This window comes from Pontiella sp. (genome assembly GCF_041622395.1).
Lineage (GTDB): Bacteria > Verrucomicrobiota > Kiritimatiellia > Kiritimatiellales > Pontiellaceae > Pontiella.
In genome coordinates this window covers 1-10,035 of the sequence record NZ_JBFJYW010000129.1, presented here as the reverse complement: position 1 = coordinate 10,035, position 10,035 = coordinate 1, and the positions used below count along the sequence as shown (strand labels likewise).

Annotated in this window: 9 protein-coding genes; all 9 read right to left on the bottom strand. The window is 60.5% G+C overall.

What is annotated here, in order from left to right:
- On the bottom strand, nucleotides 1-425 hold a 425-nt coding region (locus ABYO54_RS08950; protein ID WP_372807909.1), incomplete at its 3' end, for a hypothetical protein.
- Nucleotides 426-583: 158 nt separating this feature from the next.
- Nucleotides 584-991, bottom strand: coding sequence for a hypothetical protein (locus ABYO54_RS08945; protein WP_372807908.1), 408 nt, complete (start codon nucleotides 989-991; stop codon nucleotides 584-586).
- 319 nt (nucleotides 992-1,310) lie between these two features.
- Nucleotides 1,311-1,775 (bottom strand): hypothetical protein, encoded by a 465-nt coding sequence (locus tag ABYO54_RS08940; RefSeq protein WP_372807907.1) that lies wholly within the window; start codon nucleotides 1,773-1,775, stop codon nucleotides 1,311-1,313.
- A 157-nt stretch (nucleotides 1,776-1,932) separates the two neighbouring features.
- On the bottom strand, nucleotides 1,933-2,397 hold the full coding sequence (locus tag ABYO54_RS08935; RefSeq protein ID WP_372807906.1) for a hypothetical protein: 465 nt from the start codon (nucleotides 2,395-2,397) through the stop codon (nucleotides 1,933-1,935).
- A 307-nt stretch (nucleotides 2,398-2,704) separates the two neighbouring features.
- The gene (locus ABYO54_RS08930) at nucleotides 2,705-3,892 is read right to left on the bottom strand and encodes an OmpP1/FadL family transporter (RefSeq protein WP_372807905.1); all 1,188 of its coding nucleotides are present in this window, start codon (nucleotides 3,890-3,892) and stop codon (nucleotides 2,705-2,707) included.
- A 42-nt stretch (nucleotides 3,893-3,934) separates the two neighbouring features.
- Nucleotides 3,935-5,614, bottom strand: coding sequence for a long-chain fatty acid--CoA ligase (locus ABYO54_RS08925; RefSeq protein ID WP_372807904.1), 1,680 nt, complete (start codon nucleotides 5,612-5,614; stop codon nucleotides 3,935-3,937).
- 109 nt (nucleotides 5,615-5,723) lie between these two features.
- Nucleotides 5,724-6,158, bottom strand: a complete 435-nt coding sequence (locus ABYO54_RS08920; RefSeq protein WP_372807903.1) for an OsmC family protein — start codon at nucleotides 6,156-6,158, stop codon at nucleotides 5,724-5,726.
- Between the two features lie 94 nt (nucleotides 6,159-6,252).
- On the bottom strand, nucleotides 6,253-7,632 hold the full coding sequence (locus tag ABYO54_RS08915; protein WP_372807902.1) for a Gfo/Idh/MocA family oxidoreductase: 1,380 nt from the start codon (nucleotides 7,630-7,632) through the stop codon (nucleotides 6,253-6,255).
- A 62-nt stretch (nucleotides 7,633-7,694) separates the two neighbouring features.
- The coding region (hrpB, locus tag ABYO54_RS08910) for an ATP-dependent helicase HrpB (RefSeq protein WP_372807901.1) at nucleotides 7,695-10,035 on the bottom strand (2,341 nt) is incomplete at its 5' end.

Sequence of the window (10,035 nt, the reverse complement as noted above, 5' to 3'; positions counted from 1 at the left end):
TCCCGTTGCCCGCTCCAGGAGGAGCGATCGTTCGAAGCATTATCATCGGGTCTGGCGGTCGCGAACGGATCGGCGAACAGGTCGACCATCTCGTCCTCGCTCGCCCCGTCCAGCAGCCAATTGGAATCCTGCTGCTCGCGCACCGGCAGTCGCCGCACCGGCAACGGCACCGGGCGCGCGGTTTCCTGCGACTTCGTCAAGGCGTCCTTTTCGAGATCCTTGTATTTTTCCGATGCCAGCACGCGCTCATCCTCTTCCGGCAGGTCGCTCGGGACATAGAGCTGGCTTTGGTCGACGTTCATGCGTTTGCGCAGGTATTTGCGCGTGATGCGCGTTTTGCGCTCTTCCAGCGTCTCCTCGCGGGCGTCGCCGACCAATGGCAACAGAAGGACAGCAAGCAACAGTATCTGGACGGTTTTTCTCATCGCCCATAAACTACGGCTCTTCAATCGACGGCGTCAACCCCGCAACCCGCCAACTTTGCGACCGGAAGGCGCGAATCCCCTCCGCAAGGCGAACCGCCGAAACAAAAAAGCGCCCTTCGAAAAGGGCGCTTTTTCAGATTTAAAGCAAGGGGGTTTCCCTATGCCTCATACGCCTCCCAGCTACCGCTAGCCGTGCTGCCGTCGTCCTCGACTTGGGACCAGGTTCCGTACATATAGCCGTCGGTCACCGTACCCGTGCACGTCGTGGACCAGGTGGAATCGAGATCATCGTCATCATCCTCGTCCGCTCCGCTGGCCCAAAAGATGGTGATGGTATATTCATCGTCATCCTCATCTTCCACAAACGAATAGGAGCCTGAGAGGAAGTCGTCATCGCCCGGCAATGAAATACTCGTATCCGTGTTCAAAACGATCGACTGCGTCGTGCCGCCGATCGTGATGTACCAGGTGCCCACCACTTCGATATCATCGTCGTCATCGTCGTCATCGTCATCGGTATCGCATCCCGTCAAACCCACCACGCAACAGGCCATGATTGCTGCCATGGCCCCACGCCTTGCCAATTTCCACCACTCGATTTTCATAGGTATTCCTTTTTGGTTAAAAGCCGCCGTCGGGGCGGCCATTCCGTTTCCAATATCGGGGCGCAATGTAGCAGGCCGAACCTTAAGACCGGATTAAGGCGAGTCCCTGATGAGCGCTTAAAGTGGTTTTCGATGAAAAAGCCCGGATTTGGGCATGGCGGATCGATCCCGTCCTTGCAGGGCAGGCAAAAAAGCCGGCGCCGAACGGACCGAGAGACAACCGGGGGCTAAACAAAAAGCGGCCCCCGAAGGAGCCGCTTACTGTGTGGATTTCAATAATTTAATTTATTTTACGCATCGTGAACGGATTCGTCATCTCAATTTCACTCCCGGGACTTCCATTATGCGTCTCACCATCAATGTAACGATCGCTTTTGATGGTTCCCTCCAATGTCATTGTCATAATTCCGCCAGTGAACTCATTGGGATATGAATAAAATAGGCGGAACTCCGAACCAGAAATACTTACTTGCACTATCTCCCAGTCATCCAACACCTGCATGCCAATCGAGAAACTTCCCGACTTGATTCCATCGGCTTCCGCCGGGAATTCAACAGTTTCGGCCTCAAGCGGCTCACCGTTCCTATAAATAGTGATCTCCCATGTTCCCGCGAGGTTCCAAGGGCCGGAAGGTTGTTCTTCACCACTGTCGCCTCCACCGCAACCGCACAGCCCCGCAATGCACCACATAGCAACCGCAGTAACACCCCCTCTCCAGATTAACCTCCACCAATCAAATTTCATAAATATACCTTTCATCACATCCGAAACAACGTTTAGTAGAGAGACGAGTAAGGGTTAATTCAACGCGACTAAGAGTTCGCATCCGAGACATCTTTCATCTACGCGCGTCTTCGCGAAACAGACAACCCAATCACCTCTCGCCTGCTTGCAGTTCTTGTCATTTAGAATAAAGATACACAGTTAACGATCGATGGCTCCCAACTTGAACTCCATAGTTGCCCGTAGTTTCGGTTTGCCTACCAGATGCACTTGCCCTTGCATAAATATAGGGATTAGCATTTGGATTAATATTTTCATACGGAATCGTAATGGTTACCCCCCCCGAACTGGAGGAGACGGTTGCGCCTCCCTCATAATTATCACTCGTGTAATTATTTCCCGTGTAAAAGACCACATAAGCCCCGGAAATGGGTTTTTCCGTATCAGGATCCTTGACATAAACCGTCATTTGAAACGGCCCCGCAGATGAGCCGCCAGATGAGCCGCCAGATGAGCCGCCCGACGAACTGTCACTATCGTCCTCCCCCTCCTCTGGCAAGCACCCGGTCAAACCCACCACACAACAGGCCATAATTGCCGCCATGGCCCCGCGTCTTGCCAACTTCCACCATTCGATTTTCATACGCATTCCTTTCCTTCAGTTTAACCGCAACCCTATCGCTTACGGCTGAATACTATCTGGCGGAACAGGACCCCCCTGCCTCACCCCTTAATGCATCCCCATGCAATCCTTATACGGGAACCCCGTATCATGATTCGAATATTATACGCACGATCCACGCCAGACTTGCAATACAATATTAATACATACTTTTCTGAATATGTTTTCACTCGCTGTCTTTTTTCATGCACACAGACAAAAAAGAACGCCTGCACTTAGCGTGCAGGCGTTCTTGGCTTCCGATGGAGGGGTGCCGACGGGGCCGGCCTTAAAAAGCGTATCGTCCGGAAACGGAGACGAGATGGGTGGTGGTTTCGAATTCGCCGGGAAGCGGATAGATGGTTCCCATATCGCCTTTATCGGCCCAGAGGTAGGCATAGGCGACATCGATGCCGATGCCGTTCCAGACCCAGCCGGCACCGGCCATGAGCATCTGGCGATCGGTTCCGGGGAGCTCGGGCGTGCGGGTGGTTTCGGGGACGGGCGACTGGTCCCAGACGTAGCCCGCGCGCAATTTCCAGTTTTCGCCCAAGGCATACTCGCCTCCGACGCGGAAGCTCCAGACATCCTTCCAGTCCTTGGCCGCAACGGTATCCCCCGCCGAGGTTTCGATCGCGATCTGGTCGTAGGTGCTCCATTCGGTCCAAACGAGATCAACGCCCAGCGAAAGGTTATTGATCGACGTGTTGGCCACTCCAAGGTTGACGGTCGAGGGCAGCGTCAGATCGGCCCCGGCGTCGAGCCGCCCGTTGATGGGGGCGCCGAATTCCACGATGCCCGCAAGCTCCAGGGAGACCCGCGATTGGTAACGCGCGCCGACGGCCCAGCCTTCCGCAACATCGAGATGGGCCGACGCCGAAAACCCGTAGCCGAGGTCGTCGCCCGTCACCGTTTGCGAGGCCTCCATCCCGCTCGGAAGACCGTTGGTGGTCACGGATCCGAGCTCGGCCTCGGCCATCACGGCGCTGGCCCCAAGCGAAAGCGAAAGCGCATCGGTTACCCGATAGGCCACCGACGGAGTCACATAGACCGCCTTCAGATCCGACAAGGTGGCGATTTGCCGCCCGACCCAATCGTCGGACCATTCGGTGACCAGTCCATAGGGGGCGTTGACCGACAGCATGAGCGTCCACTCCCGGGTCACCGGCAGGACGGCGTAGAGATGCGGAATCATCCGCCACTCGTCGGACATCGACTCGTCGCTATCGGGAATCGGCGTGGTAAAGTCGGTATTGATCTGGGCCATTGCGATGCCGCCCATGATCGCCGTTTTGTCCGCCCCCGCCAGCGCGGCGGGATTGTACCAGGCGAGGGAGGTCAAGTCGTCGCGCCCGCTGATGGCCCCCGCCTGGCCCAAGGCCTCGGTCGATCCCTCCGTATAAAGCTGAAATCCCGCGCCATGGGCCGCTCCCGTCAGCAGGCCAATGGCCAGTCCAATCCGTGTTCCCGTTTTCATGCACCCGCTCCTGTTATGGTATTCTCCCCAAAATCCCGAACCTTACCGGCCGGCCGTATCGATCGCGTAGAGGTAGCGCTTGATCTTCTGCGTGGTCGTTTTTTCGAATTCCTCGAATCGGACCTCGATCTTGCGCGGCCGCTTGTAGTCGGAAAGCTCGGAAAGCAGCCCGCGGACATCGCTGCGCACGAGCTCCTCGATCCGGGCATCGGTCAACCGTTCGCCCTCCTCCTCTTCCATGGCATCGAACACCTCGAGGTTGGGCACCACGATCAGCCCCACGCGCTCGCCCGTTTCTTGGTCCGGTTCGCGGAAGCCCAGCGCCAGGCATTCGAGCACGTAGTTGCTCTTGAGCACCTGCCGCTCGACCTCTTCCGGATAGATGTTCTTGCCCTCGCGGTTGACGATCAGGCTCTTCTTGCGCCCGCTGATGACCAGATAGCCCTTTTCGTCGAAATAGCCGAGGTCGCCCGTATGGTACCAGCCATCGATCAGCACCTTGGCGGTCTCCTCGGGATTGTTCCAATAGCCCTGCATCACGTTTTCGCCGCGCGCCACGATCTCGCCGATACCCTCGGCATTGGGGTCGCGAATCTCGATGTCGACCCCCGCCAAGGGCAGGCCGACGGTGCCGACCCGCGGGCGCTCCGGCGGGTTGACGGCCAAAACGGGGGCGGTTTCGGTGATCCCGTAGCCCTCGACAATCGTAAAGCCCAGCCGGCTCCACGCCTGCAGCGTGGTCGGGCTGATCGGCGCGCCGCCGGAAACCACCAGCCGCAACGCCCCGCCCAATCCGTCCTTGACCTTCTTGCCCACCACCTTGGCCAGTCCATAGTCATACATCATCTTCGCGACCTTTTTCGAGTTGATGCCATCCATCACGCGCGCGAGCATTTTTTCGAGCAACAGCGGAACGGCCAGCATGACCGTCGGCGCGGTCTCGGCCATGTTGGCCTTGATGGTTTTTAGGTTCTCGACGATCGTGACCTGGCAATGGCTGTACACGGGGAGCAGCACCGTGGTGGTGAAGGCGAACGAGTGGTGCAGCGGAAGAATCAGGACCAGGTTGTCGTCCTTGGTGAAATAGATCGACTTGTGAATGCTGTCGACGTTCGACATGAAGTTGTGGTGCGTCAGCACCGCGCCCTTCTGCCGCCCGGTCGTTCCCGAGGTGTAGATGAACGATGCCGGCGACGAGGCTTGCGGCGACAGGCGGTCGAACACGCGCCCCTCCCCCATGGCCTTTTCCGCAACCTCGTCCCACAACGCGCAGTAGTCATGGTGCTCGACCTTTTCGCAAAGTTCGCGGAGCCGGTCATCGCAATCGAGCATGACGACCGCCCTCAGGCTGCGCACCCGCTCCTTCATGCCGGCCAGCGTTTCCGCAAAACGGCAGGAGGCGAACACCACCGACACGCCGCAGTCGTGGAAAATATGCGCAACCTCCAGCTCCCGCAACTTGGCATCGACCGGCACGGCGATGGCGCCGATCCCCACGATGCCGTGATAGATCTCGAACCACTCCGGCGAATTTTCGCGGTAGATCGCCACGCGGTCGCCCTCGACCACCCCAAGCGATGAAAGCATTTCGGCAACATGCCAGGCCTTCTCGCGCAACTGCCTGTAGTTCGTGGTTTTCCACTCCCCGGTTTGCTTGAATCTCAACGCCACCGCATCCGGGCTCTCGTTCGCGGCGCGGTTCAGGCAATCCTTGATCGTCATGGTCTCTCTCTCCGTAAAAGCGACGGATTTTGTCACACATTCCCGCGGTCGGCAAAAACAAAAAGCCGCCCCGGCACAGGGCGGCTTGCGCAGTGGCCCGGCGCTGCGGCTAGGCCAGTTTAATGCTCACCGGGGTGGCGTTCATCAGGTTTTCCGATACAGGGCAACGGCCGTCCACCTCGTGGAGGAAGGCTTCCTTCTCCGCATCGGTCATATCGGCGTCGACGTCCACGGAAATCGTGATCCCTTCGAACCCGACGCGGCCATCGATCGGCTTGCCCAGCAGGCCGTCCGTATCCAATTCGCCTTCCACCTTGATCGTCATGCCGCGCAACGCGATGCGTTTTTGCATCGCCACGATGCGGCCGATGCTGCCGATACATCCGGCCAGCGATGCGAAGACCATCTCCAGCGGGGTCGGGCCCGTATCGGTTCCGCCCGCATTCGCCGGCTGGTCGATCAACACCTTGTGCCCGCGGATATCGCTTTCGATCACAAATTTCTCATTCAGCTTCGATTCAACAACAACGGTTTTTTTTGCCATAGGATTTCCTTTCAATGTTTGGGTTAAAGTAGCGATGCGATCCGGGCATGGAAACCCCGAAATAGCGCATTGTTGCAAGCGGCCCGCCCAAACGCTACAGGCTCCACCCCTTGCGGTATTCGTGCTCGACGTAGCGGTTGGCCTCGTCGTTGTCGGTCTTCATGTTTTTCGAATCCCAGGCCAGCCGGGTGCCGGCCCCGACCCGGATCGCCACGCAACCGAGCAGCATGGTTTCGGTCAACGGGCCGGAATAGTCGAAACCGGACTTGGCCATGGAGGGATCGTTGGCCTTGATCGCCTGGATCCACTCTTCATGGTGAAGCCCCTTCGCGCGGGGAAGGGATGCGGGAATCCGTTTCAACTCGGGGGCCATCCGTTGCATTTCCGTTTCCGGGAAGATGCGGGGGGATTTTCCGTAGCAGCTCTGCAACATGTCGTGCTTGCTTCCGTAGTAGATGATGCCGCCGTCCTTCGCGAGCGTCCGGCCCTCTTCCAGCCCCTCCGGCCACGGAACGGAATTCTTGCCATCGAACCACTTGAGCGTAACCGGCGGTTTGTCGCCGCGGGCGCCGAACCGGTAGGTGACCACCGTCGAAACGGGAAAGGTGTCGCCGGCACTGGCGGGATCGCGGCGCTCGTACGCCACCTCCACCTGCTCCGGCGGGCCCAGCTCGAGCGCCCAAACCGGATGATCCATGATGTGCGCGGCCATGTCGCCCAGCGCACCCGCGCCATAGTCCCAGAACCCGCGCCAGTTGAACGGGGCAATCTTGCTGCTGTAGGGTTTTTCCGGTGCCGGCCCGAGCCAAACGTCCCAGTTCATGGTCGCAGGAACCGGCTCGGCCGGCGGACGCACGATCCCCTGCGGCCAGATTGGGCGGTTGGTCCAGCAATGGACTTCCTTCACCTCCCCAAGCGCACCGGATTGGATCCACTCGACCGCCATGCGCGACTGGTCGAGGGCGTGCCCCTGGTTCCCCATTTGGGTGACGATCCGGTTTTTGCGGGCATAGTCGGCCAGCAGCCGCGCTTCGGAAATCGTGCGGGTGAGCGGCTTCTCGGTATAGACCGCCAAGCCCAGCTGCATCGCCGCCATGGTGGCAACCGCATGCGAATGATCCGGCGTCGTCACCACGACCCCATCGAGATGCTTCGCCTCCTTCTCGAGCATCACCCGCCAATCGTCGTACCGCTTCGCCGCGGTAAAATGGCTGAAGGCTTCGGCCGCGCGCATGGCATCCACGTCGCACAAGGTGTGGATGTTGTGGTGCATGCATTCCTTGAGGCTGCCGACCGCCCGCCCCCCTGCGCCGATGAAACCGAGGTTGACCCGTTCGCTGGGAGGCAACTGCTCCTTCTCGGGAAAGGTGGCCCGTTTTTTCTTTGCCGCCTGCGCCAAGACGCTGGACGGAACAATGGTGAATGCGGAGACCGCGGCTCCGGCGGCCATGACACTTCGACGGGTGGGTTTCATGGGGAGGCTCCTTTTCAAGTTATAAACAATATACGTTCCCCGACCCTGCAATGTACAGCCAACTATCGCCATTCGTGTTTGGGATAGCGCCCCTTCAACTCCTTTTTGATGAGCGGGTAGGAGTTTTGCCAGAACGATTTCATGTCCTGCGTCTTCTGCTGCGGGCGCTGGTTCGGGGCGAGCGCCTCCACCACCACCGGAATCAGCCCGAAGCCGATCTTCGGCGTTTCGTTGAGCCCATAGAGCTTTTGGATCGTGGCCGAAAGCACGGGCGGCTGCCCGGCTTCGTAGCGCACCTTCGCATTGAACCCGCTCGGCAACGTGATCCGCTCCGGCGCCTGCTTGTCGACCAGGCCGAGCTGCATGGGCGAGAGCCACGACTTCACCGTCTTCCAAACCGCGCGGTCCTTCAGGTCGCGCTTGCAGACCGCGCCCAGGCAGATTTCCTGGATCATCGCCCGTCGCGCCTCCTCGTCGATCGCCGGAATGCCGTAGTCCGGACACCCCTCGGCCAGGCAGTTGACGCGCGCGATCCACTTTTCGACGGCCTCGTCCCACTTGTAGAGCTCCAACCGCCCGGCCAGCACCTCCTCGGCAATGATCACCGCCGCCTGGTCGGGATCGACCTCCTGCTTCATGCTGGCCTGCAGTTCGAGGCCGCGGAACGATTTCCAATGCTTGGCCACGACGCGTTTGAGCACCGGGTCGAAAATGGTTTCGATCTTTTCTTCGAGGTCGTCCGGAAACAATTCATCGAGCCACGCCTCGGCAATGGCGGTGCAAAGGTTCAGCCTCACATTCAGGCCACGGCCTTCAATCTCGGCAATCTCCGCCGCAACAATCAGCTCGCTGTCGCGCACGACCGAATCGCGGCCGAGGTCGCCGGAGCGCCCGTGAACGATCTCGCAATGGAGCGAGCCTTGGTCGCGCCGCTTGGCGACCTGGTCGGAAAAGGCCAGCAGGATGCACTTCTGCAGGTCTTCGTCGCGCGGCGCGCGGTCGTTCACCGTCAGCCCCTCGCGCGCGGCGATTTTCATGAAGCGTTCGTAGAGCGGCTTCACCTGCCGCGCGGCGCCGCCGTGGACGCCGAGCTTATCGCAGGCGTCGGGACGGTAGTTGTTGCGGTCGGCGAACTGCCATGCGGCCATCAGCCGCTTGAAGTCGGAGACGCCGTCCTCGCCGAGCGCGTCTTCGCGGCTGCCGCGCGTGGGCGCCCCCTTGCTTCGCTGGAGGATCGACCGTCCCTGCGTGAGCGCCGCAATCAGGCAGGCCTCCCGCACGCAACCGTAGGCTTCGCCGGCCAGCAGCATGCGCGCATAGCGCGGATGCATCGGGAACGAAACCATTTTGCCCCCCACCTCGGTCAGCGCCCCCGCGTGGTCGATCGCGCCCAGATCCGTCAGCAGCGTCAGCGTCCGCGCCAACGACGTCGGGTCCGGCGGCTCGAACCACGGGAAATGCTCAACGTCCCCGATGCCGCCCGCCTTGAGCGTCAGCACCACCTCGGCCAAATCGTGCCGCAGGATTTCCGGCAGCTCCTGCATCGGCCGGGCGAGGTGTTCGCGCTCCGTCCAGAGGCGGTGGCAGGTGCCCGGCGCGGTACGCCCGGCGCGCCCCGTGCGCTGGTCGGCCGAGGCCCGGCTGATCCGTTCGACCAGCAAGGTGTCGATGCCCCGGTTCGGGTCGTACCGCGCGATGCGTGCCAGCCCGGAGTCGATCACGATGCGGATGCCGTCGATCGTGATCGAGGTCTCCGCGACGTTGGTTGCGACCACGACTTTGCGTTGGTCGCATTGGCCGACGGCGGCATCCTGTTGTTGCGGCGGCAGCTCGCCGTGCAGCGGCAACACCGCGAAGCCGCGCGCGCACTTGCGGCGGCGGATCGCCTCGACCGTCCGCGAAATCTCGTAGCCGCCCGGCATGAACACCAGCACATCGCCCTCCGCGCCGGATTCGATGGCGGCTTCGAACGCATCGGCGGCCGCTTCCCAAACCGGCTGTTGCCGGAAGTCGATCCGCTTCTTGGCATAGGCCACCTCGACCGGGAACATGCGGCCTTCGCTCTTCAGCTCCAGGCAGGGGGCCAGATATTCGCGCAGCGGCCCCGCATCGAGCGTCGCCGACATCACGATGATCTTCAGGTCCGGCCGCGACTGCTGCAACCGCAGCGCACGCGCCAGCGTGATGTCGCCATAGATGTGGCGCTCGTGGAACTCGTCGAACACGATGGCCGAAACGCCGCGCAGCTGGGGATCGGACAGGAACTGGCGCAGCAGGATGCCTTCGGTCACATAGCGGATCTGGGTCTTGGCCGAAACATGGCTCTCCATCCGCACCTGATAGCCCACCTCGCCGGGGCCCGCGTTTCCGCAGTCGAGCACCATTTGCGGCACCTGCGTCGAT

Bases quoted from the DNA above. Each gene is read 5' to 3' on its own strand.
- ABYO54_RS08945 (WP_372807908.1), bottom strand. From the start codon at position 991: ATGGCAGCAATCATGGCCTGTTGCGTGGTGGGTTTGACGGGATGCGAT.
- ABYO54_RS08940 (WP_372807907.1), bottom strand. From the start codon at position 1,775: ATGAAATTTGATTGGTGGAGGTTAATCTGGAGAGGGGGTGTTACTGCG.
- ABYO54_RS08935 (WP_372807906.1), bottom strand. From the start codon at position 2,397: ATGAAAATCGAATGGTGGAAGTTGGCAAGACGCGGGGCCATGGCGGCA.
- ABYO54_RS08930 (WP_372807905.1), bottom strand. From the start codon at position 3,892: ATGAAAACGGGAACACGGATTGGACTGGCCATTGGCCTGCTGACGGGA.
- ABYO54_RS08925 (WP_372807904.1), bottom strand. From the start codon at position 5,614: ATGACGATCAAGGATTGCCTGAACCGCGCCGCGAACGAGAGCCCGGAT.
- ABYO54_RS08920 (WP_372807903.1), bottom strand. From the start codon at position 6,158: ATGGCAAAAAAAACCGTTGTTGTTGAATCGAAGCTGAATGAGAAATTT.
- ABYO54_RS08915 (WP_372807902.1), bottom strand. From the start codon at position 7,632: ATGAAACCCACCCGTCGAAGTGTCATGGCCGCCGGAGCCGCGGTCTCC.